The sequence below is a fragment of the Pseudomonas sp. Irchel 3A5 genome, from assembly GCF_900187575.1.
Taxonomy (GTDB): Bacteria; Pseudomonadota; Gammaproteobacteria; order Pseudomonadales; family Pseudomonadaceae; genus Aquipseudomonas; species Aquipseudomonas folii.
The window spans coordinates 175735-198954 of sequence record NZ_FYDU01000012.1; the positions used below are offsets into that span (position 1 = coordinate 175735).

Below are 23220 nucleotides of genomic sequence, written 5' to 3' on the forward strand. Positions count from 1 at the left end.
AGCAGGGCCGAATCCTAGCAGTTTCAAACCGCTCAATGACAGCCGTTCAGGCCCTCAGCGCAAACTCCACGACACCCCTACATAAACTCCAAGACCTTCGCCTGGCGTGGAGCGTGCCGCGTCCAGTCCTCGGTCGTCATAGCCCGGCGTGACAGTGGCGGCGTAATGTTTGTTGGTCAGGTTGCGCATGTCGACCCAGGTCTGCCAGTCGTTCTTCGGGGCGTTGTAACCTACTGTCGCCCCGAACAGCGCGTAAGGATCAGCGTAGTAGCTGTTGGCGTAGTCCACGGCGGTTTTTGACACCAACTGGGTGTTGAAGGCAGCAAAGAAGCCTTTTGGCCAGTCGTAACGCAGTTCGCCCTGGTAGTAATGCATTGGCAGGCCCGGCAGACGGTTATCGCCGAAGCGATCATCGTCGCGGTAGTGGAAATCACTGAAGGTATAAGCCTGACGCAAGCTCAGTTCGCCTCCTTCGTGGGACCACAGTTTGCTCTGCAGGCTGGCTTCCACGCCCTGGTGAATGGTAGGGCTGGCGTTGAGCTCGTAAGGCGTGGTGGCGTTGGCATCCGGCAGCACCGAAAGCAGTTCGTGACGGACTTGCGCGTAATACCACGCCAGGCTCCATTCGCCGAGTGTGCTGTCGCCGCGGCCGCCAATTTCCAAGGTGGTAGCGGTCTGATTGTGTAGCTTGACCGGATCACGCTGGGCACCGGTGGCAACTCCGCTGCCCGCCGGGAATCGCTGGTCAGCGCTGTAGATCAGCGACCACGGATGCGGGCCTTCCACCGAGCGGCTGAGATTGGCGAACACCTGCATGTCAGGCGTCAACTGATAGCGCATGCCCAGTCTTGGCGCGTAGTCCCAGTCGCCCATGCTGGTTTTGCCACCGCCATCAGGGTAGGTCACGGCACTCTCACGGCGGGTGTAGATCGCTGCGAGGCCCGTGGTCAGCCACAGGTCGTCTGCGATCTCCAGATCATTGCCGACGTGCAGAACGGTGTCCGAGCCTTGGTAGGTGAAGTCACGAATGCGGGTGCCCGGCGCATACCCGGCGGTGTTGCCGGTCGGGATACGCACGAACTCGCTGGCGCCGGAGTTGGGCAAGTGCTTGGTGACGCGCAGCCCCAACGTGCTGTTGCTTTCCAGACCCCACAGGGTGTCACGGCGCTTGTAGTCGAAGGTGCCGCTGACATCTGTATAGGCCACTCTGAGGCGGTTAGGCCCTTCGCGCAGGTCCATGGGGTAATCGTGGTAGGCGAGGCCGGTCTCGATGCTTGAATCGTCGTCGATGTACCAGGTGGTTTTGTTTCCGATAAACGTGCTCCCCGGCTGGTCGCGATTATAGTCCCGCGATTCATAAGTGGGGTTGGCGGCGCGTGGGTCGTGCTCGATGGAGTTCTTGGTGACCCGCCCGGCAAGTTCGTTATCGGTCTCGCGATGGCGGAAATAGAACCGGGTTTCCAGATTCGGATTGAAGCGATACCCGAAGTTGGCGATGACACCCTGGCTTTCGCTGGACGTGTGGTCTTGATAGCCATCGGAGCGCGCATCGGTCATCGCCACGTAATAGTCGAAGTCGCCCAGTACTTGCCCGGAGCTGATCTGCCGCTGTTGGTAGCCGTGGCTGCCGGTTACGTAGCGTACTTGCAGCAGTGGAGCGTCGTGGCCAGTGTGGCTGACGTAGTTGATGGCACCGCCCAACGCCAGAGCGCCCCGGTCAAAACCGTTCGCGCCGCGTAGCACTTCCACGTGGTCGAGCCACAGCGGCTCGAGTAACTCGTAGGGCGTACCGCCAGGGCCGGTGAGCGGCAGGCCATCGAGCATTGTGTACAGGCCGGAGGCGTGGGCACCCGGTGCGCGGTTGATACCCGAGCCGCGTATGGAGATTTTTACTCCTTCGTTGCCCGCAGACTGGGCATAGACCCCAGGCTGATACGCCAACACATCCTGATTGCTGGCCACGCGGCCCTGTAGTGGTTGACGCAGGTCGATGACGTTGCTGCCGCCGGGCACCTTGGCCAGTTGTTCCTTCGCGTCTTCGACTGACTGGTCCTCGCCGCCTCGCTCCTGATCACGGATCAGCACCTGGCCCAGTTCCACTTCCTGAGCCTCGGCCAGCGCCGGACAGACAAGGGCCAGGCCCAACAGCGCAGTGGGCAGGGATTTCGGCGAAAGCATTAAAGGCTCCAAACATAGAAAACAGGCAATGAAGCTTGCGACGTATGAAAGAACGAAAGAAGCACACGGCAATTTTGTTTTTTGTATGAACATAGACCTGTAGGAGCGCACGAGCACCGCGAGGCCGCGATAGCGGTGTGTCAGACATACCGCCATTGCTGCCTAGCGGTGCTCGTGAACTACAGAACAGCATTCCAAATCAGGGCGGGCATTTTATTTGATAGGGGCGAATTCATTCGAAGAGGGCTCGGTACATTCAAAGCATCTTTGTTGGCATGAACGCCGCCTGCCTGATTTTCAAATATGTGTAACCATCCCAGACCTTCCGCTCATAACAAGCAGCGGTTCATGTGCACTTTTCAAGGGGAGTCTGGATGCAAGGGATATTAATTTCAGAATTCATCACGCGCTGGCAAGCGCTAGACCTCGGCGCAGAGGTCGCTTCCCCTTGGGCTGTCACAGAGCAGTGCGAGCATTTTGTTCGCAGGATCCTGCTGACGCTTGGACCCGAATACGAGCGCCAGGGCAATATCGCTATCCATAAAACGGCGCAGGTCGAAGACGGCGCAGTACTCAAAGGGGCGATCGTCATCGGGCCAAACTGTTTTATCGCCGCAGGTGCCTATTTACGCGGCGGCGTGTTTCTTGGCAGCGATTGTATTGTCGGTCCCAGCTGCGAATTGAAAAGCAGCTTCATGCTTGACCGCAGCAAACTTGCCCACTTCAATTTCGTGGGCGACTCATTATTGGGCCAGGACGTGAACATCGAGGCCGGCGCGGTCATCGCGAACTATCGCAATGAATTTGCCGGGGCGAATATCCGGATTCTGCACGGCGATACGATCATCGAAACCGGCGTTGCGAAATTTGGCGCTTTGGTGGGTGACGGTACGAGGATCGGTGCCAATGCGGTGGTGGCGCCGGGTGCCTTGCTAGAGCAGGGTAGTGTTGTGCCAAGGCTGGGTCTTGTTGATCAATACCCCGGCTCATCCTGAATGCGTCGGCAGGGATCGGGTGCCGCTCGCCCCATGCACTTGTTCAGGAGTATCTTGCAGGGCGAGCCAACTCAACGCCGAAGTGTCATCAACCCATTTCTGGAGCACCCATGAGCGCTATCGAATACCGCAACCTTGGCCGTCACGGCGTCAAGGTCTCGCCACTGACCCTGGGCACCATGATGTTCGGTGAGCAGACCGATGATGCGGTCGCAAAGCGCATTGTCGACAAGGCATTTGAACAGGGCATCAATTTCATCGACACCGCCAATAACTACAACGGCGGCGTATCCGAAGAAGTGGTGGGCCGATTGATCGCCGAGCGTCGTTCGCACTGGGTCCTGGCCACCAAGTTCGGTAACCCCAATCCCGGTGGCTGTGCGCCGAATGATCGTGGTGCGTCACGGGCCAGCATCCTTCAGTCGGTGGAGTCCAGCCTCAAGCGTTTGAACACCGATTACATCGACCTGCTTTATCTGCATCGCGAAGATGACAGCGTGCCGGTGGAAGAAACCCTGCGGGCGCTGTCGGATCTGATCCGTGCGGGCAAGATCCGCTCCTATGGTTTGTCCAACCACCGTGGCTGGAAACTCGCAGAATTCAGCCGTACTGCCGATCTGCTGGGCATCGAGCGTCCTGCCGCTACTCAACCGCTGTACAACCTGGCTAACCGTCAGATTGAAGTTGAGCACTTGCCCGCTGCCGAGTACTACGGGATTGGCGTGGTGTCGTACAGCCCGCTGGCACGGGGTGTATTGACCGCCAAGTACGATCCGACCCATCCGCCTGCCGAGGGAACCCGTGCCGGGCGCAACGACCCACGCCTGCAACAGACTGAATGGCGTGCCGAGTCGTTGAATCTGGCCCAGCGGGTCAAGGACCACGCGGCAGCGCGGGGCATTACGCCGGGTCAGTTCGCGTTGGCCTGGGTGCTTAACAACAAGCTGGTTACGTCTGCCATCGCAGGCCCGCGTACCGAAGAGCAGTGGAACGACTACGTGCCCGCGTTGAACTATGTGTTCACGGCCGAAGACGAGGCGTTCGTGAATGATCTGGTGGTCACCGGGCATTCTTCCACACCGGGCTATAACGACCCGAGCCACCCGTTTCTCGGGCGCCAATCGAGGGTTTGACGATGGCTTTCCAGCGCCTGTATGGCGGGCAAGCACCGCATACAGGTTGGTCAAGATTTCAGGCTCATTTTGGACCCGAGGGACCGAATTCATTCGGGACAATACCCAGGTTGGGAATGTACCGGCCCTTCGCGAATGAATGGGCTCTCATCAAGCAACATGTAACCTACTGAATTGGGATGTATTTTCTGTAGGAGCTGCCGAAGGCTGCGATCGCGGTGTGTCAGGATGAATGCTTCGCAGCCTTCGGAAGCTCCTACAGGTCCTATGTTCGCCGCGAGACAGCGCGGTGCCATAGACACCGATGCAGCTCCCACGGGAACTGTGTTTGCATGTTACCCAGGCGAAGCCAAGCTCCTACCGATCGCATTCCCCCTGCCTGACGCCTTCTCTCCTTGAAAAATCCAGCTGTAACGGACTGTTTGCAGGCCTCGCCCTTGCGTCCGGCATAAAGCGCCGGTATACAGCGCCCACAAAGGAGCTTTCATGGTTATGTCTTATCGAGCGTCTGAGTCACCCGTGCCGAGGTTTTCGCCAAACCTATTGAGAGTTGGCGTGTTGATGGCCTGTGGCGTGGGCAATGGTTGGCTGGCGGGTGCCGTGTGGGCCGATGACGGGATAGCCGTAAGCAACAGCGTGCAGCTTGACGCGATCACGGTTAACGGCGAGCAAGACGCTGGCTATCAGGCCAGTGAGGCCGCTGTCGGGGGCTTTTCTTCGGCGCCATTACTGGACACGCCTGCGTCCATTGCCGTGATCACCGAACAGCGACTCAAGGATCAGCAGGCACGCCTGCTCAGCGAAGTGCTGCGCAACGACGCTTCCGTTGGCGAGAGCTATGCGCCAGTGGGTTACTACGAAAACTTTGTGGTGCGCGGTTTCGCCCTCAACTCGGCCAGCAGCTACAAGATCAACGGCCGGACCATCACCGGCGAGCAGAACGTTGCGCTGGAAAACAAGCAGCAGATTGAGTTGCTCAAGGGCTTGTCGGGCCTGCAAAGCGGCGTATCCGAGCCCGGTGGGCTGGTCAACTACGTGAGCAAGCGTCCTGAAAATGTACGCTCCGTCACGGTATCCACCAACGAGCAGGGCGAGCGTTATCTGGCTACGGATCTGGGCGGCTGGTTCGGCAGCGAACGGCAGTTCGGTATTCGTACCAATCTGGCACATGAGGACATTCGGTCTTACGTGGACCACGCCGACGGCAAACGTGATTTCGCCTCACTGGCAATCGACTGGAACATCAGCCCCGACAGTCTCTTGCAGTTGAACGCCGAGTACCAGAATCGCGAACAGCGTTCCGTACCGGGTTACCAGTTGCTGGGCGGCACCAGGGTCCCCCACAACCCGAATCCCCGTGATCTGCTGGGCTACCAGAGCTGGTCCAACCCAGTGGGCATTGAGTCGCTGAACCTTGACGGGTTGTATGAGTACCGCTTCAACGATTCCTGGAAAGCCAGCTTCAGCGCTTCCCGCAGCCGTGTGGTGATCGACGATTACAGCACCTTCGCCTGGGGATGTTATGGCTCGGCCAGTTGCGCAGGCGTGAATGTGGCGAACTATTTCAGCCCCGAGGGTGAGTACGATATCTCGGACTACCGCAGCCCTGACGACACCCGCCGCAATGACGAAGCTCAGGCCGCGATCAAAGGGCAGTTCGACACCGGAATCCTCAAGCATGACCTGACGTTCGGGACCACAGCATTCCGTCGTCTGGTGGATCGCCGTGATTCGCTCAATGAGTTCATTGGCACTGGTGTGATCGGCAACACGCCGGATACTTTCGAGCCATTTTCGGGGGAGGCGGGCCACACGTACCGTCACCTCGACAGCCGCCAATACGGCCTTTTTGCAACTGACCGGATCAGCTTCAACGAACAGTGGCAGACCGTGCTGGGCGGGCGGCAGGTTCGCCTTGACGAAAAAACCTATGACGAGGCCGGCGCTACCACCCGGCATACCCAGCGGGCGGAGTTTCTGCCTCAGGCCGCGCTGATTTACAAACCGCGTCCGGACACTTCGCTGTACATCAGTTACAGCAAAGGCTTGTCACTGGGAGGCGAAGCGTCATGGTTCAGCACCAACGCCGATGAGATTCTGCCGCCGACCACATCCCGGCAAATCGAGTTGGGGGTCAAGCACGACTGGCAACTCTTGAGTCTGACCGCTGCGCTGTTTCAGATCACTCAGGACTACCAGTACAACCGTCCCAACGATGATGGGACCTTGACCTACATTCAGCAGGGCAAGCAGAAAAATACCGGTCTGGAGCTGTCGGCCAATGGCCGCGTGACCTCGAATCTGCAAGTATCGGCCAGCGTCGCCGCAATTCGCGCACGCGTCTCCGGCAGCGGCACCGAGGAGTACGACGGTCATCAGGCAATCAACGTGCCTAAATTGCGCGCTGCGCTGCACGGTGACTACAGCATTCCTGGCTTCAACGGCCTGGCCTTGCTCGGTGGTGTGCAGTACAGCGGCAGCAAGTACGCCAACCGACAAGGCAGCGTCAAGGTTGACGACTATGCGGTGTTTGATATGGGCGGCCGCTATAGCACGAGGGTCGAGGGCTATGACACGGTGCTGCGTCTAACGGTCGATAACCTGTTCGATAAGCGTTACTGGCGTGACGTGGGCGAGTCTGCGGGCGACGGCTATTTGTTCCCCGGCGCGCCGCGTACTGCGCGAGTGTCAGCCACTGTGAATTTCTGAGGTCAAGCATGGGCAAGTTCTTTATCAGTGGCACGCTGGCGCTATGCGCTGCACTCGCCGGGTGTCAGCAACGTCCTCCGGCCAATGATCAACTGGATGCGGTGCTTTGGACGCAAACGTCCATCGAGCACGAGTTGATTTACCGGCAGGTGTTCGACGGTGCCACGCGGCAACTCGACGTCGCGCTGGCTGATCCGACCTGGGATGCCTTGCCGCAAGCACCCCGCAACCTCATCGGTTTGCCACCAGCGGTGATCGTCGATATCGACGAAACCCTGCTGGATAACATTCCGCTTAATGCGCGGGATATTCGCAACGATCAGGTTTACTCCTATGATCGCTGGAACGTCTGGGTGGATCAGGCCAAGGCCCAGGATTTGCCGGGTGCAGTGGGTTTCCTGCAGGCCGCTGCTCAGCGTGGCGTGAAGGTGTATTACCTGACCAACCGTGAGCATTCACAAGTCGCGGCCACCGTGAAAAACCTGCGCCTTCGCGGCTTTCCAGTGAACGACGCGCAGCAGGTACTGGCGGCGGCAACGCCCACTGGTGGTTGTGAAAAGGACGGCTATGGCAAGACCTGCCGCCGCCAATGGGTTGCCAGCCATGCACGGGTATTGATGCTGGTGGGGGATTCTTTTGGCGATTTCATCCAGGCCGACAGCAATAACCTGGCTGCACAGCGCAAGGCAGCCGCTCCGTATCTGGCCTGGTTGGGACAGCGCTGGTTCCTGCTGCCTAATCCGACCTATGGCAAATGGTACAGCGCACCTTACGGTGATCAGGAAGACCTGCCCATGACGCGCAAACGCGAGCTCAAACAACAGGCGCTGGATCTCCAGCAATAACACCAACGCTAATGTTTTCCACGCTGGCGCTTTTCGCCAGCGGGCCGAGGGGCAAACCATGTCAACGCTGGAAATAATCGCGGTGCTCATCAACATCATCGGCGTATGGCTCACCACCCAGCGGATTCGTTGGTGCTGGCCGGTGAGTGTGGTGGCGGTGTTGTTGTATGCGTGGATCTTCTACGACGCAAAGCTCTATTCGGACATGTTGCTGCAGGTGATTTTCGCCTTCCTTCAAGGCTACGGCTGGTGGTGCTGGAGTCAGGGAGGGCTGGACAACGGCAAAGTGCATGTGGCGCGCCTGCCGCTGCACACGGCTGTGTTGAACCTGATCGTCGGTGCATTGGCCGCCGTGCTTCTCGGGAGTCTGATGGCGCACTTTACCGACGCCGTCGTGCCGTGGCTGGATGCGTCGCTGACAGCCTTCAGCCTCGTCGCCAGCGTCTGGGCTGCACGCAAGTACGTCGCGAGCTGGTGGTTGTGGATCGTGCTCGACTGCGTCTACGTTGGCATGTACCTGCACCGTGACCTGGATCTGACTGCCGGGTTGTACGCAGGGTTTGTGGTATTGGCGTTCTACGGCTACCGCGCCTGGCGGCGTGATTTGTTGAGTCAGGAAGCGCACCGCAAAGGATTGAGCGCAGCGATTTAGACCAGCAAATGCGGCTCCGACGACCATGGCACCGCGCTGTCGCATAGTAAAATTGGACTTGTAGGAGCTGCCGAAGGCTGCGATGGCGGTGTGTCAGGATAAAAGCTTCGCAGCCCTCGGTCGGCAGCTCCTACCGTCGCGCAGATCATGAAAAAGTGTAGGCAGCAGTTCATGGGCAGGGGTTAACAGTCGTCCAGATGGCGTGTGAGGTTGCATAGGGAATGGTGGTCCCCGCGATCATTCCGCCACCGTACTCACGCTTATCGGTTTCTTTGACGTAAACGCCGTCTTTTCCCTTGAATACCGGCTGATTGCGACTCATCAGATAGTCGAAGAACTTTATCTTCAACGGCATGTTCAATTGGCCGCCTGGCGTGATCGGTGCGAGCATGACGCCCATTTGATCGGTGAACACCACAAAGACTTCCTGTGCATCGCGGCCTTCAACGGTCTTCGCACAATTGATCTGTTCGCTTTTCAACTTCAGGGCCTGTTTGTAAGTTTTTCCCTCATACAGGCTCAGAATCAAACCCTGTCGGGTCAATACGCCCAAGCCTTTGGTGACCGTGCACGCGGGGTTGCTGCCATAAGGGTAGAGGCACCAGTTCGTTTCGGTTATGCCTTGTATATCGCTCGGCGAAAGCTTGAGGTCATGTTCGATTTTTGCCTTGGCCTCCGGGGTTTCATACGGGATCATGACGCAGCCCCCGACAAATACCGCTGCTATCAGTGATAAACACTTCAAGCCACTGCTGATGGTTTTGTTGAGTGTAACCTGCATCGTGTGCCTCCCAGGGTCGTTAAAAAAACGCAACGATATCAGGAGGTCGCGCAGCTGGGCCTTTTTTTGGTCAGATCGGGTTGAAGATGCAGGTCGCATATTTCCTGGGTCTTAGCCTTGCGGCACCCTGACGCCCGTCTGACTTGCAAACAATTGGGCGAGATGACTTTCACCCGGGGATGATGCCGCGTGTGATGCGCTACGCCCATTGATCGTCTAGCATGCGGTCCCGAAAACAATGAGCGCATCCATGCAGAAGTTGCTGAACGAGATACTCGACGAAGTACGTCCCTTGATCGGAATGGGAAAAGTCGCCAACTATATTCCGGCGCTGGGTGAAGTGCCTGCGAATCAATTGGGCATTGCCGTGTATGGCAACGACGGTGAGTTGTATTGCGCAGGCGATGCCGAGACGCGTTTCTCTATCCAGAGTATTTCCAAGGTCTTCAGCCTGGTGCAGGCCATCGGGCATTCCGGTGAGGATATCTGGCAGCGGTTGGGCCATGAGCCCTCCGGGCAGCCGTTCAATTCCCTGGTGCAGCTGGAGTTCGAGCGAGGTCGGCCGCGTAATCCATTCATCAACGCCGGGGCGTTGGTGATCTGTGACATCAACCAGTCACGTTTCGCGGCACCCGCGTTGTCGATGCGTGACTTCGTGCGTCGTCTGTGTGGCAACCCCGAGATTATCTCCGACTCGAAAGTGGCCGAGTCCGAATACCAGCACCGCTCACGCAACGCAGCGGCGGCCTATCTGATGAAGTCGTTCGACAACTTCCACGGCGAAGTCGAGGCGGTCCTGCGCAGTTACTTTCATCACTGCGCCTTGAGCATGAGTTGCGTTGATCTGGCGCGTGCCTTTGGTTTCCTCGCCAATCAAGGCTATTGCGTGCACAGCGGTGAGCAAATCCTCAGTGCTCGACAGACCAAGCAACTCAACTCGATCATGGCCACCAGCGGGCTCTATGACGAAGCGGGCAATTTCGCTTATCGCGTGGGTTTGCCGGGCAAGAGCGGGGTAGGTGGCGGTATCGTGGCCGTAGTGCCGGGACGCTTCACGGTATGCGTCTGGTCCCCCGAGCTCAATGCTGCAGGCAACTCTCTCGCTGGCATGGCGGCATTGGAAAAGCTCAGTTCGCGCATTGAATGGTCGGTGTTCTGAAGGCGGGTTTGTCGCCATTCAGGAAATCTTCGAGCATTCACGCTTTTAAGCGGGTCTATTGAACTGGAATCAGCACCCATTCCGCTGATTCCGATTTCAGTAATGCCAGGAGAAGCATGCTTTTGAATCGATCATCGCTGCCGGTTTTCGGGTCTACGCTCGATATGTCTACTGTGCTCAAGCCCTTGCTGATAGCGTTCGGCGGCTTGTTGCTGGCTGCTTGCGGCACTCAGCGCAGTCAGCAGGCTCCAGAGCTGACGCCGGGGCAGGTCCGCGCGCAGATCGTGCGCCTGATGCCTGCCAAAACGCCGGACCGGGAAGGCTGGGCCGCTGACATTCAGACGGCGTTTACCGCGCAGGAATTGGAGCCCAGCACGGAAAACCTGTGTTCTGTACTGGCAGTCACCGAGCAGGAATCCACTTATCAGGTCGATCCGGCCGTACCGGGGATGGCGAGAATTGCTCGGGGTGAAATAGACCGCCGCGCCGCCCGATTGCACATTCCGCAGATGCTGATTAACCGTGCGCTGAAAATCCGCTCGCCTGACGGTAAAACCTATGCCGCGCGACTGGAAGCTGCACGTACCGAGAAGGACCTCAGCGCGATCTTTGATGATTTCATTGGCATGGTGCCTTTGGGGCAGACGCTGTTTGGCAGCTTGAACCCGGTACATACCGGCGGGCCTATGCAGGTGAGCATTGCCTTCGCAGAGAAGCAGGCCAAGGGTTATCCGTACCCGGTAGACGGTACAATTCGCCGCGAAGTATTCAGCCGACGTGGGGGCATGTATTTCGGGATCGCGCATTTGCTGGGCTACCCGGCAGATTATCCGCAATCGCTATACCGCTTCGCCGATTTCAATGCAGGCTGGTATGCCAGTCGCAATGCCGCTTTTCAAAGTGCTGTCAGCCGCGCAACGGGCGTTAAACTGGCGCTTGACGGTGACTTGATTCGCTACGACTCGACGTCACCCGGCGCCACCGAGCTGGCGATTCGCTCGCTGGGCAAACGTCTGGATATGAGCAACTCGGCGATTTTCAGCCAGCTCAAGCAGGGCGATACGCTGGATTTTCAGAAGACTGAAGTGTACGAGCGGGTCTTCGAACTCGCCGAGCAGGCCGCTGGCAAACCGCTGCCTCGGGCGATTCTGCCGGGCATCACGCTGCAAAGTCCGAAGATCACTCGCGACCTGACTACCGCGTGGTTTGCGGAAAGGGTTGATGATCGGCGCGAACGGTGCGTGCAGCGAGCAGGGCGCTAGGTTTGTTCTTGCCAGCTGACGTCGGTCAATCCAGAGCGTTCCGCGTGCTGCCTGAGCAGGATAATTTCTTCGGGGGGCGGAGACAGGCTGTGCAGGACGCCAATACCTGCGTGCAGGCAGGCATAGTACCAGGCGTCGGTGTCAGTCATTTGCGAGTCAATTTGTACGAACAGTTTTACTTGCCCGTGGATCCGGTAGCGGATCTCGAAGTGTCGGCTAACTGCCATAAAGCGCTCCATGGGTGATAGCGCTATGACACTAGTGGCTTTCTGATAGTTCAATTGTTGCGATTGCTGATTTTCTCCAGTGTGCTGGCGTCGTGGTTGCCGTCGAAGAACGTATCGAGCACACCTTGAAAGACTTTGCGTTGAGGTGCAGCGTTGGCGAACAGGGTCATGCTCGAATGCAGCTTCAGATCATCCGGGGACCCAAATATCTGCCGCGCCGTCCATTGTATGTGCGGTTCGATAATTTTCGCGCATTGCTCCAGACGTGCTCCCAGAAGCGGATGCGCAAGATAGGCCTGGGCTTCGTCCAGGCAGGTGATGGCATACCGACGGGCCATTTCGCTATGGCCCAGGCCGCTGATTTGCGGGAACACGTACCACATCCAGTGGCTCTGCTTGCGGCCAGCGCTCAACTCTTTGAGCACTTGTTCAAATACCGGGTCTTGCGCATCGACGAAACGCTGCAAATTGTAGGTGTCTTCCATGTCTTGGGTCCTCGGGGGCTTATGATGTGAGTCTAGTCGTTAGCATGCTCAGGAGCTTGTCGTGAAGCAAACACAGGACCTGTAAGAGCTACCGAAGGCTGCGATTGCGATGTGTCAGGATAAATGCTTCGCAGCCTTCGGCAGCTCCTACAGAAAATGCATTTCAATCCAGTAGTTTGCATGTTGTCTGATGCTGGTGAGCTACAACTGTCATCACCAGCAGATTTTCATTCCAGCCATTCAGAGCCCCACGCATGCCCGTTGTCAGTCGCTTTACCGCTTTTCTCGATCAGGCACGCCGTGCCATGGGGTTGGTCTGGACCACATCCCGAGGTTTGTCGATCGGCTTGATTGTCGCCACGTTGATGGCAGGTGTGTTGCCAGCGCTGGCTGCCTGGCTTGGCCAGCGTATCGTCGATGCCGTAGTGGCTGCCATGCAATTGCATGCGGCGGCGGGCGATGCGCCGTTGTGGCCGGTGTTGCGTTACGTGTTGCTGGAGGCAGGCGTGCTGGCGTTGCTGGCTGGCACTCAGCGGGCGCTGTCCGTGCAGCAATCGCTATTGCGTGTACAGCTGGGGCAGAAGGTTAATACGCTGATTCTGGAGAAGGCCCAGACCCTGTCACTGATCCAGTTCGAAGATTCCGAGTTTTACGACAAGCTGGTGCGGGTCCGTCGCGAGGCCTCGACCCGGCCTTTGGCGTTGGTAACCAAGTCTCTCGGATTAATCCAGAACCTGATTTCTCTGGTCAGCTTCGGTATTTTGCTGGTGCACTTTTCGCCGTGGGCGCTGTTGATTCTGGTAATCGGCGCACTGCCCGTGTTCTTTGCCGAGGCGCATTTCTCGGGTGATGCATTCCGACTGTTCACTCGTCGTGCCCCTGAAAGCCGTCAGCAGAATTACATCGAGACCCTGCTGTCCCACGAAACCTACATCAAGGAGGTCAAGCTGTTTGGCTTCGGACCCTTGCTGATGCAGCGTTATCGCGACACCTTCCAGCGGTTGTACGCCGAAGACCGTAAGCTCACCCTGCGCCGCGACGGCTGGGGCTTTCTGCTCGGTCTGTTGGGCACTAGCGCGTTCTATCTGGCCTACGCCTGGATCGTGATCGACGCGGTGCACGGGAAGATCACTCTGGGGCAGATGACCATGTACCTGGTGCTGTTCAAGCAGGGACAAAGCGCCGTCAGCAGCAGCCTCAGCGCAATCAGCGGTCTGTACGAAGACGGTTTGTATCTGGCCGATCTCTACGAATACCTCGGGCAACCCGTACCTGTGGAAACCGGCCATATCACCGAGGGTGTGCTGCCAGGCGATGGTCTGCGTTTTGAAAACGTGAGCTTCAGTTATCCCGGCTCCAGTCACATGACGCTGGAGAGCATCGACCTGCATTTGGCTCCGGGCCGCAGTGTGGCGCTGGTCGGCGAGAACGGCTCCGGTAAAACCACATTGATCAAATTGCTGACCCGCCTGTATCGGCCCAATCAGGGTCGCATCCTGCTCGACGGCAGCGACCTCAATGACTGGAACGAAGATGCATTGCGTCGGCGCATCGGGGTGATTTTTCAGGATTACATTCGCTACCAGTTCGTGGTTGGCGAAAACCTGGGGGTGGGGGATATCGACGCTTTTACTGAAGAAAATCGTTGGCGCGAAGCTGCCGGCCAGGGCATGGCGGCGGAGTTCATCGAGCGTCTGGACAAAGGCTACGCCACCCAATTGGGCAGGTGGTTCGCCGGAGGGCAGGAGCTGTCGGGCGGGCAATGGCAGAAAATCGCTTTGTCCCGGGCCTACATGCGCCGTAACGCCGATATTCTGATCCTGGATGAACCGACCGCTGCACTGGATGCCGGGGCGGAAGCGGCGGTGTTCGATCACTTCCGGGAATACGCCAAAGGGCGCATGACATTGCTGATTTCCCACCGTTTTTCTAGCGTGCGCAACGCTGAACATATCGTGGTGCTGGATCAGGGCAGGGTGCTGGAACGGGGTGATCATGCCAGCCTGGTGGCAGCGGGCGGCCGCTATGCCGAGTTGTTTGATTTGCAGGCGCGTGGGTATCGGTAAGTGATCGGCTCATCAGGTTGATTGCATCTCGCAGAATTGCGCAAAAAACCTGTGGGAGCGGTGCTTGCCCGCGATAAGGACGACATAGATAACAGGTCAATCGCATCTAGCCTTATCGCGAGCAAGCTCCGCTCCCACAAAGGTCTGAGCCAGCAGGCAGAAAAAGAGTCTGCCACACACGTAGTGCAGCGCATTAACCCATCAAGGCAACGGATCAAACTTCAGTGCGCTCAGGCTCTGCACTTTGTCTTCCCGAACCATCTTGTATTCGGTGTTCGGGCCGATCCAGCGTTCCCAGATGGCGTCGATTTCACCGGCGTCATCCATGGCTTTCAGTGATTCATTGACCTTGGCGAGGAAGGCAGGCTCATCCTTGCGCATGCCTGCACCTATCGGCTCAAGGGCCATGGGTTCTTTGGCAATGGCCAGTTCAATGCCGGACGCCTTGGCCTGATTGACCAGCTTGATGGCGGTCATGGTGTTGGTGACCAGGCCCAAGACCTTGTTCTGCTGCAACGCCATGTAGGCCGAGCCGGTGTCCTGGAAGGTCACGGGGATGGCTTCAGCAATCCGGATGGATTGCTCGGAAGTCGAGCCCTTGGTGGAGCTGATGCGTTTGCCCTTGAAGAACGCCTTGTCCTTGTCGGCATTGACCGCGTGAACCACCAGGGTTTCCTTGGCAATGTAGTACGGGTCGCTGAACTGGATCTGGTCAGCGCGGGTCTTGGTGTACGCCAGGTTGGCGAACAGCACGTCAACGCGGCCCATTTTCACTTCCGGGATCCGTGCTTCAACCGACATGGGCTTGAGCTCCAGCTTGACGCCGAGCTTCTTTGCCAGCGCAGTACACAGGTCCACATCCATGCCCACCAGCTCACGAGTTTTCGGATCCGGTGCGGAAAATGGCGGAACATCGGCGTACACGCCGCAGCTCAATGACTGCTTGGCCATGATGTCGCTCAGTTGATCGGCATGGGCGAGGGTGACTGCCAAGGGACTCAAGGCTACAGTGGCGAGCAAATGCTTGATAAGCATGGGAAACTCCAGAAATTCAGGATGAGTTGAGAGCAGGTCCAGCAGCAGTTTTTAAATCAGTGCGCCCGCAGGTCAGCGATGAAGCGCTGGGCACGAGGGTGTCGGGGTTGGCTGAAAAAACTTTCCGGGTCGCTTTTTTCAAGGATCTGCCCGGCGTCCATGAACCAGATGGTGTCAGCGACTTCGCGGGCGAAGTTCATCTCGTGGGTCACGCACATCATGGTCATGCCGTCTTTGGCCAGGCCTTTCATGACGCTCAGGACTTCGCCGACCATTTCCGGGTCCAGAGCGCTGGTCGGTTCATCGAACAGCATCACTGGTGGCTCCATGGCCAGGGCGCGGGCAATCGCCACGCGCTGCTGCTGGCCGCCGGACAGTTGCGCCGGGTAAGCGCCAGCCTTGTGCGCCAGGCCCACCCGGTCCAGAAGCTGCATGGCCCGCTGTTTGGCAGTCGAGCCCTTGAGACCAAGGGTCTTGGTGGGAGACAGAATGATGTTGTCCAGTACGGACAGATGCGGGAACAGGTTGAAGCTCTGAAACACGAATCCCACCCGGCTGCGCAGGCGATTGACGTTGGCATCGGTGCCGTTCACGTCCTGGCCATCGAACAGGATCTGGCCTTCCTGGATATCTTCCAGGCGGTTGACGGTACGGATCAGGGTTGATTTGCCTGAACCCGACGGGCCGCACAGCACCACTACTTCACCGGTGTTCACTTGCGCAGTGAGGTTGGTGAGGGCCTGGTACTCGCCGTACCACTTGTTGACGTTGGAAAACATGATCATTGGACGCATGGGTCAGCCCTCTTCAATTAATGGGAGTCAGCAAAGGGCTGTCGACGGCGGCAGCAGTTACGGTGCCCAGACGCTTGCGGGCAATACGCCGCTCCAGCCAGTCGGCCAGATGAGTCAGGGCGAAACACAGCAGGTAGTAGATGACGGCAAGGATGAAAAACACCTGGAACGGTTTGGTCAGCAACTGGTTGTTGACCTGATTGGCGGCGAAGGTGATTTCCTGCACGTTGATCACGTAACCCAGCGAGGTTTCCTTGATGATCGAGATGAACTGGCTGAGCAGGCTGGGCAGGGCGTTATAAAGTGCCTGGGGCAGAATCACCCAGATTGTAGTGCGCATGTAGCCCATGCCCAGTGCGCGGGACGCTTCGTACTGGCCGCTCGGCAACGCCTGAATGCTGCCGCGAATGATTTCGCACAAGTAAGCGCTCTGGTAGATCACCAGCGTGCACAGCATGGTGGTGAAGCCGGTGATGTTGTGCCCGATCAGCAAGGGCACCAGAAAGTAGGTCCAGAAGATCACCATCAGCAACGGGATGCCGCGCAGTACGTAAACCCAGACTGTCGAGAACCAGCGCAGCGGGCCCCAGGGAGAAATTCGCGCCACCGCCAGCAGCAGGCCGAGCGGGAAAGCGAAGATCAGCGCCAGAACCGCGAGAATCAGCGTCGCCGCCAGACCGCCCAGCGGCCCGTGCGGGTATTGGCCAATAAGGAACAGCGTCCAGTTCTGCTGAAGGATCGTGAAGATATCGAACATGCTCGCTTACCTCGCCAGGGCTTTGTTGAATCGCTTGGCCAGCAGGGCGCCAAGGCCCATCAGCAACAGCGAAAAGGCCAGGTAAACCACCGAGGCGACCAGAAAGGATTCAAAGGTGCGGAACGTGTAGTTCTCGACTTCGCGAGTGGCGTAGGTCAACTCCATCACGCCAATGGCCATGGCGAGGCTGGTGTTCTTGAACAGCAGCACGGTGTGATTGATCAGGGATGGCAGGCAGTTGCGCACCCCTTGCGGCAGGATCACGTAACGCATTGAGCGCACATAGCCCATGCCCAGCGCTCGTGACGCTTCGGTTTGCCCGGCTGGAATGGCGCGCAGCCCGCTGCGAATGTCTTCGCTGAAGTAGGCGGCCTGACACAGACCCAGCGCGATGACCGAAAACAGATACTCTGTGTTGTAGCCCGCCAGCCAGACCTGAGTGGAGGTCGACAGCAGTGTGGGAATACCGAAGTACCAGAGCATCAATTGCACCAGCGTCGGCACATTGCGGTGGTAGGAAACGTATGCCGCCACCAGACCATTGGCGTACTTGTTGCCGGTCAGGCGCACCGTCACCAGAATCAGGGCGAGCAGCATGGCCAGGCACCAGGCGAACAGCGCCAGTTGCAACGTCATTTCGATGCCCTTGACGATCAGTTCGGCGTACTCGCCAGTCAGGATCGGGGCCAGATCGAAGTCATTCATGGTCAATCCCTATCGGCATTGGTAGGGGCAGAAAAAGTGCCAGGCACTGGCCTGGCCAAAGAGCGCATTGACGGATCAGTCCGTTCTGGTCGCTTGGGCTGAACTCAACCTTGATAGTCTTGCGGGCGGGCCGTGGACAGGCCGCCGGGTACTTGCAGCGTCGGGGTGATTTCCATGTGGCCGATGTTCACTGCAACCGGCGCTGCGATCGCGAAGGCGATGGCATTGGCGATGTCGGCAGCCACCGGCAATTCGAAGCCTTCGACGAAGCGTTTGTAGGTTTCTTCGGAGTCGCCATGCACATGGGCAAAGATGTCAGTGGCCACCCGGCCAGGACAGATTTCGGTGACGCGTACACGCTTGCCGAATGCATCGATGCGCAGTTGGCGCGAAAGCATGCTGACGGCTGCTTTGGTCGCGTGATAAGTGGAGTTGCCGCCGAAGTTGTAGGCCGCGGCGATGGAGCTGATATTGATGATGTGACCGCTGTCGCGCTCGACCATGTCGGGCAGTGCCAGACGGGCCAGATGCAGCACAGCGCGCAGGTTGACGTTGATCAGGAAGTCGATGCCTTCGGCGTCTGCGGCGAGAATCGAACCCGGACGATCCACCCCGGCGTTGTTGACCAGAATGTCGAAGCTGTGTTGTTCGAAGAGCGTGGTCAGGGCTGGCAGGTCGGTCACGTCGATGGCGTGGGCGATGCAGCCGGTGCGTGCCGCCAGTTCGGCGAGCTTGTCGGCGCTGCGGGCAATGGCGTGAACTTCAATGCCTTCCTGACACAGGCGCTCAACCACGGCGGCACCGATCCCGGAAGAAGCACCGGTGACCAGCGCGGTTTTGTAATCGGAAAATGGCATTGCGTGTACCTCTGAATCCATTGGCTCGCCGGTCTGTCCAGCGAGCGTTCAATACGGTTGTTTTGCTGATGTATCGACTCTATCCAGCCCCAACCCTGCCGACCAAGACGGAATGGCTGTGAGGCTATAAGCGTCTCTTATGACGCTTAGTGAACCCGAACAGCTTGAGTGGAATGCCGGCCAGACCAGCACCGCTCCCACCGGATCACTGATGACGTGGGACCGGCTTTAGCCGGGAGGAGGCCAGTACATCCACTACATCTTATCGTCAGAAATGCCGCCTTCCCGGCTAAAGCCGGTCCCACGTCAGTTGCGGGTGAGCAAAGAATCTTCCAAAGGTTCTGCGGCATTTAGCGGGAGCACTGATTACCTCGCACTCACGCCATCAACCGACTGATCGGCACGATCTGTCCGCCTGCCGACTCGATCTCATCGCGCACGGTACGCGCCAGTTCGACTGCGCCTGGGGTATCCCCGTGGAGCAATATCGAGCATGCGCTGACCTCGATCACCTTGCCGCTGATGCTGGTCATGGTGCCGTCTTCGAGCAATTGGCGAACCCGCTGCAGCACAGCGACGGGGTTTTTGATCACCGAGTTGGCGATCTTGCGCGGCACCAATAGACAATCGTCGTCATAGGCGCGGTCGGCCAGAAAGGTTGTGGCGACTCGCAGATTGCACCGACTGGCAGCTGTTTCAATGGCGCGGCTGCTGGACGAGCTGACGATGATCTCGGGATCGAACGCCGCCACCGTACGAATCAACTGCGCCGCCAGGTCAGCATCGGCAGCGACCATGTTGCCCAGCGCGCCATGAAAGCTCATGTGCGTCATGTGATGCCCGGCAACCCGGGCGATGGCGGCCAGGGAGCCCAGTTGATACGTCACGTAGGTGCACAGCTCTTTGATCTCGATATTCATCTGCCGACGGCCAAAACCCACCAGGTCGGGGAAGCCGACGTGGGCCCCCAGATCGATGCCTTTGGCTTTGGCCATCAGTGCAGTGTTATTCATGATCAACGGGTCACCGGCATGGAAGCCACAGGCGACGTTGGCCGAGGAAATGATCTCCATCAGTGCTTCGTCTTCGCCCATGCGCCAGGCACCGAAGCCTTCGCCCATGTCGGCATTCAAATCAATCTTCATGGTTGCACCGCTTCGGCGTCATAGGGTGAAAGGTTGATCAACGGCTGGCCATAGCTGACTGTTGTGTCATTGGCTACCAGAACGCTGGAAACCTGACCGCTATGAGGGCTGTGCACGGGGAGAAGCAGGTTGCCCACGGCCAGAAACGCGACCCGCTGGCCTGCCTGAATGTCACCGCCCACTGGCGCGAGCACGATGCCGTCGTCAGGATGCGCGCTCAGCAAGCGGCCCACACCGGTTGCCTTGATCTGGTGTGCGTTCAGCTCAGGTCCGACCTCGAATTCCTCTGCAATTGCCGCTGGCTGGCTCACGACACCACGCTTCAAACTCAGCTTGAACCCTGGTTTGTCGATTTCTGCGCCGGACAAACCGGCGGCTGTCAGGTCAGCTACCAATTGGCGAATCTGTTCAATGTTCATGCTTCGCTCCTCAGCGCCGGGCTAGATTCTGCAGGGCCACAAGGCGTCGCACTTCGGCCAGATAAGCCTGATTTTGCTCAAGAGCATCCAGCGCCTGGTCATAACTGCATTCGATGAAACGAATCCGGCTGCCAATGGCGGCCTGACCCAGACGCCACAGATCAGCCTCGATCACAGTGCCGAATTTCGGGTAACCGCCGCTGGGCTGGGCATCGCGCATCTGAATGATCGGCTGGCCACCGTGAGGCACCTGAATCACACCGGGCACGATGCCGTGGGAGCGGACTTCCATGGCCTGCTCGGGCAGGATTGGCGTGCCTTCCAGACGGAAACCGTAACGGTTGCTCTGTGAGGTGATCTTCCAGTCATCGCTCCAGAACGAGGCCCGGGAATCAGCCTTGAACGCCTGATATTCCGCAGCAGGCAGCACACGCATGGCGACAACCCCGTCGACGCTGAGTGGCAGCGCATGAGTCGGGCTCAGCACGCCAAAATCCACAGAACGGGGGAGCAGTCCCGGCGCAGCGGCAGCCAGTTGATCACCTTGCTGCAGGGCCCGGCCCTGAAAGCCGCCGAATTCGCCCCGCAGTTGAGTGCTGCGCGAACCCAGCACCATCGGAACGTCTATACCACCCGCCAGGCACAAGTAAGCACGGCAGCCAGCAACTGGTTGATTAATTGTCAGCGTCTGGCCTTTCAAGCCCTGCATCACCCAGTTAGGGGGAAAGCCAACACCATCCAGACTTGAAGGACAGGCGGCCCCCGTCACGGCAAAGGCGCAGTCTTCAAGCAGGCGCACTTCGAAGGGGAATACCGGAATCTCGATGGCGGCTGCGTTTTCGGCATTGCCCAGCAAAATATTGCCGGTCGCCACCGCCAGAGTGTCCATGGCACCTGAGGTGCCCACGCCGTAGCCCAGACTGCCAATGCGGCCCAGGTCCTGAACGGTGGCCAGTGCGGTGGCGGATAAAATCTCGATCATCGAATGATCCTCTCGATGCGGAAGCGCAACAGATCGCCCGGCTGCAATAGCGCCGGCGGGGATTGAGCGGGGTCGAAAAACACCATTTCGGTGCGGCCAATGGTGTTCCAGCCGCTCGGGCCTGCGGAGGCAGAAACGCCGGTCTGCACGCCGCCGATGGATACTGCGCCTGCGCCAATGCTCAGTACCGGTACCTTGCGGCGGGGCGTGGCGATGCGCGGATCCATGCCGCCCAGGTAGCAGTAACCGGGGTGGCTCCCCAAGGCATACACCGGGTACAGCGGTTCACTGTGCAGGTGCGCGATGGTTTCAATATCCAGCCCGGTGTGTTCGATCACGTCAGCCATGTGCGGACCGAACTCGCCGCCATACACCACTGGCAATTCAATGATTCGACCCTCAAGCGGCAGCGGCTCGCTGGCTTCCCAAGCTTGCAGCAGGCGTTCGGTCAAGGCGCTCAAGTGGCGCGGCGGGACGTTGAAAGTCAGCATCAGGTTGTTCATGCCCGGCACCGATTCACGGATTTCCGGCCATTGTTCCGTCACTCGGGCCATGGCCCAGATGCGTTGTTGCGGAGCGAGATCAAGGCTGCCCGGCGCTTCGAAGAGCAGGGCGGTGGTGCCCAACAAGCTGATGGTCGGACGCGTGTCCGGGAGAGCGATGCTCATTGCGGGCTCCGTTGCTTTAACCAGTGCTCAAGATGATGAATGTCGACGCCACCGGCGCAGAACGCCGGATCGTCGAGGATTTCCCGGTGCAAAGGGATATTGGTGGAGATGCCTTCGACGTACAGCTCGCTGAGCGCCAGACGCATGCGCGCCAGGGCTTCTTCCCGGGTTGCGCCGTGGCTGATGACCTTGGCGACCATCGAGTCGTAATAGGGCGGCACGCGATAGCCCGTGGTGACATGGGAGTCGACGCGCACGCCAAAACCGCCGGGCACTTCCCAGCGGGTGACTTGCCCCGGCGTTGGCATGAAACTGATCGGGTTCTCGGCGTTGATCCGGCACTCCAGCGAGTGACCGCTGGTGACGATATCTGCCTGACTTAATTCCAGACGTTCACCACGGGCCATGCGTATCTGCTGCTGAACGATGTCGATGCCAGTGGTCATCTCGGTCACCGGATGCTCGACCTGTAAACGTGTATTCATTTCAATGAAGAAGAACTGGCCGTCTTCGTAGAGAAACTCAAAGGTGCCCACGCCGCGATACCCGATCTGCTGACAGGCCTTCACACAGCGTTCGCCTACATGTGCGATCAGCTGTGGATCGATGCCGGGAGCCGGGGCTTCTTCGAGCACCTTCTGATGGCGACGCTGCAACGAGCAGTCGCGGCTACCCAGCCACACCGCATTGCCATAGGCATCGCACAGCACCTGGATTTCCACATGGCGCGGGTGGCCGAGAAACTTTTCGATATACAGCTCGGGATTACCGAAGGCCAGACGGGCTTCTTCCCGGGTCAGGGCAATAGCGTCGAGTAATTCCGCTTCTTGCTGGACCACGCGCATGCCACGGCCACCGCCGCCGCCAGCGGCTTTGACAATCACCGGATAACCGATCTCACGGGCCACGGCGAGAATCGCCTGCGGGTCGCTGGACATGCTTGAGTCCGGCCCCGGAACACAGGGTACACCGGCTTCGCGCATCGCCCGCTTGGCGGCGACCTTGTCACCCATGGTGCGGATGCACTCTGCGCTGGGGCCGATAAACGTCAGACCTGCTGCTTCAATGCGCTCTGCAAAGTCGGCGTTCTCGGACAAAAAACCGTAGCCAGGGTGTATCGCCTGAGTGCCGCTAACCTGTGCGGCAAACAGCAGGGCGGCCTGATTCAGGTAACTGTGGGTCGGCGCTGCGGGGCCAATGCACAAGGCTTCGTCAGCCTGAGTGACGTATTGCGCGTGGCGGTCAGCCTCGGAGTATACGACTACGGTTTTCAGCCCCAGGCCCCGACAGGCGCGCTGGATACGCAGGGCAATTTCGCCGCGGTTGGCGATCAGCACTTTATTGAACATTGTGAGCACCTAAAAAA

Annotated in this window: 22 protein-coding genes; 8 read left to right on the forward strand and 14 right to left on the reverse strand. The window is 58.6% G+C overall.

Going from position 1 to position 23220, the window contains the following annotated elements; genetic code table 11:
* Nucleotides 1–54 precede the first annotated feature (54 nt).
* Nucleotides 55–2178 (reverse strand): TonB-dependent receptor domain-containing protein, encoded by a 2124-nt coding sequence (locus CKW31_RS20245; protein ID WP_095099087.1) that lies wholly within the window; start codon nucleotides 2176–2178, stop codon nucleotides 55–57.
* Nucleotides 2179–2552: 374 nt separating this feature from the next.
* On the opposite strand from CKW31_RS20245, the gene CKW31_RS20250 reads away from it, so the two are divergent.
* The 5 genes from CKW31_RS20250 (at nucleotide 2553) to pnuC (ending at nucleotide 8512) form a co-directional block, all read left to right on the forward strand.
* A complete protein-coding gene (locus CKW31_RS20250) occupies nucleotides 2553–3173 on the forward strand; it encodes a DapH/DapD/GlmU-related protein (RefSeq protein ID WP_095099090.1) in 621 nt (206 codons plus the stop codon).
* 110 nt (nucleotides 3174–3283) lie between these two features.
* Nucleotides 3284–4306: an aldo/keto reductase gene (locus CKW31_RS20255; protein ID WP_176469930.1), complete on the forward strand. Its 1023-nt coding sequence runs from the start codon at nucleotides 3284–3286 to the stop codon at nucleotides 4304–4306.
* 486 nt (nucleotides 4307–4792) lie between these two features.
* Entirely contained in the window at nucleotides 4793–7015 is a 2223-nt protein-coding gene (locus CKW31_RS20260) for a TonB-dependent siderophore receptor (protein ID WP_095099093.1), read from the forward strand.
* Nucleotides 7016–7023: 8 nt separating this feature from the next.
* The gene (locus tag CKW31_RS20265; RefSeq protein ID WP_095099096.1) at nucleotides 7024–7860 is read left to right on the forward strand and encodes a 5'-nucleotidase, lipoprotein e(P4) family; all 837 of its coding nucleotides are present in this window, start codon (nucleotides 7024–7026) and stop codon (nucleotides 7858–7860) included.
* A gap of 58 nt (nucleotides 7861–7918) precedes the next feature.
* Nucleotides 7919–8512, forward strand: coding sequence for a nicotinamide riboside transporter PnuC (gene pnuC / locus CKW31_RS20270; protein WP_095099099.1), 594 nt, complete (start codon nucleotides 7919–7921; stop codon nucleotides 8510–8512).
* Nucleotides 8513–8681: 169 nt separating this feature from the next.
* On the opposite strand, the gene CKW31_RS20275 is transcribed toward pnuC, so the two are convergent.
* Entirely contained in the window at nucleotides 8682–9293 is a 612-nt protein-coding gene (locus CKW31_RS20275; RefSeq protein WP_095099102.1) for a hypothetical protein, read from the reverse strand.
* Between the two features lie 250 nt (nucleotides 9294–9543).
* Between CKW31_RS20275 and glsB the strand changes: the two genes are divergently transcribed.
* Both glsB and CKW31_RS20285 read left to right on the forward strand, forming a co-directional pair.
* Nucleotides 9544–10452 (forward strand): glutaminase B, encoded by a 909-nt coding sequence (gene glsB / locus CKW31_RS20280; protein ID WP_095099105.1) that lies wholly within the window; start codon nucleotides 9544–9546, stop codon nucleotides 10450–10452.
* A gap of 164 nt (nucleotides 10453–10616) precedes the next feature.
* Nucleotides 10617–11714, forward strand: a complete 1098-nt coding sequence (locus tag CKW31_RS20285; RefSeq protein ID WP_176469933.1) for a DUF1615 domain-containing protein — start codon at nucleotides 10617–10619, stop codon at nucleotides 11712–11714.
* Here CKW31_RS20285 and CKW31_RS20290 read toward each other — a convergent pair.
* Both CKW31_RS20290 and CKW31_RS20295 read right to left on the reverse strand, forming a co-directional pair.
* On the reverse strand, nucleotides 11711–11941 hold the full coding sequence (locus tag CKW31_RS20290) for a DUF6555 family protein (protein WP_246475477.1): 231 nt from the start codon (nucleotides 11939–11941) through the stop codon (nucleotides 11711–11713). The two genes, CKW31_RS20285 and CKW31_RS20290, sit on opposite strands and share 4 nt — an antisense overlap.
* A 50-nt stretch (nucleotides 11942–11991) precedes the next feature.
* On the reverse strand, nucleotides 11992–12426 hold the full coding sequence (locus CKW31_RS20295) for a DUF1810 domain-containing protein (RefSeq protein ID WP_095099111.1): 435 nt from the start codon (nucleotides 12424–12426) through the stop codon (nucleotides 11992–11994).
* Between the two features lie 254 nt (nucleotides 12427–12680).
* Here CKW31_RS20295 and CKW31_RS20300 point away from each other — a divergent pair, with 254 nt between their 5' ends.
* Nucleotides 12681–14492 (forward strand): ABC transporter ATP-binding protein, encoded by a 1812-nt coding sequence (locus tag CKW31_RS20300; protein ID WP_095099114.1) that lies wholly within the window; start codon nucleotides 12681–12683, stop codon nucleotides 14490–14492.
* A 201-nt stretch (nucleotides 14493–14693) separates the two neighbouring features.
* Here the strand turns inward: CKW31_RS20300 and CKW31_RS20305 are convergent, their stop codons facing one another.
* The 10 genes from CKW31_RS20305 to accC all read right to left on the reverse strand — a co-directional run bounded on the left by CKW31_RS20305 (nucleotide 14694) and on the right by accC (nucleotide 23203).
* Nucleotides 14694–15527, reverse strand: coding sequence for an ABC transporter substrate-binding protein (locus CKW31_RS20305; RefSeq protein ID WP_095099117.1), 834 nt, complete (start codon nucleotides 15525–15527; stop codon nucleotides 14694–14696).
* A gap of 56 nt (nucleotides 15528–15583) precedes the next feature.
* Nucleotides 15584–16312, reverse strand: coding sequence for an amino acid ABC transporter ATP-binding protein (locus CKW31_RS20310; protein WP_176469934.1), 729 nt, complete (start codon nucleotides 16310–16312; stop codon nucleotides 15584–15586).
* Nucleotides 16313–16334: 22 nt separating this feature from the next.
* Nucleotides 16335–17078 (reverse strand): amino acid ABC transporter permease, encoded by a 744-nt coding sequence (locus CKW31_RS20315; RefSeq protein WP_095099123.1) that lies wholly within the window; start codon nucleotides 17076–17078, stop codon nucleotides 16335–16337.
* Nucleotides 17079–17084: 6 nt separating this feature from the next.
* Nucleotides 17085–17783: an amino acid ABC transporter permease gene (locus tag CKW31_RS20320; RefSeq protein ID WP_095099127.1), complete on the reverse strand. Its 699-nt coding sequence runs from the start codon at nucleotides 17781–17783 to the stop codon at nucleotides 17085–17087.
* A gap of 104 nt (nucleotides 17784–17887) precedes the next feature.
* Nucleotides 17888–18640, reverse strand: a complete 753-nt coding sequence (locus tag CKW31_RS20325; RefSeq protein WP_095099130.1) for an SDR family oxidoreductase — start codon at nucleotides 18638–18640, stop codon at nucleotides 17888–17890.
* Nucleotides 18641–19017: 377 nt separating this feature from the next.
* Nucleotides 19018–19785, reverse strand: coding sequence for a LamB/YcsF family protein (locus CKW31_RS20330; protein ID WP_095099134.1), 768 nt, complete (start codon nucleotides 19783–19785; stop codon nucleotides 19018–19020).
* Nucleotides 19782–20204, reverse strand: a complete 423-nt coding sequence (locus CKW31_RS20335) for a biotin/lipoyl-containing protein (RefSeq protein ID WP_095099137.1) — start codon at nucleotides 20202–20204, stop codon at nucleotides 19782–19784. Before CKW31_RS20335 ends, CKW31_RS20330 begins: the two co-directional genes overlap by 4 nt.
* A 10-nt stretch (nucleotides 20205–20214) precedes the next feature.
* Nucleotides 20215–21186 (reverse strand): biotin-dependent carboxyltransferase family protein, encoded by a 972-nt coding sequence (locus CKW31_RS20340; protein ID WP_095099140.1) that lies wholly within the window; start codon nucleotides 21184–21186, stop codon nucleotides 20215–20217.
* On the reverse strand, nucleotides 21183–21854 hold the full coding sequence (gene pxpB / locus CKW31_RS20345; protein WP_095099143.1) for a 5-oxoprolinase subunit PxpB: 672 nt from the start codon (nucleotides 21852–21854) through the stop codon (nucleotides 21183–21185). The genes CKW31_RS20340 and pxpB overlap by 4 nt, the downstream gene beginning before the upstream one ends.
* Entirely contained in the window at nucleotides 21851–23203 is a 1353-nt protein-coding gene (gene accC, locus CKW31_RS20350; protein ID WP_095099146.1) for an acetyl-CoA carboxylase biotin carboxylase subunit, read from the reverse strand. The genes pxpB and accC overlap by 4 nt, the downstream gene beginning before the upstream one ends.
* Between the last annotated feature and the right edge of the window lie 17 nt (nucleotides 23204–23220).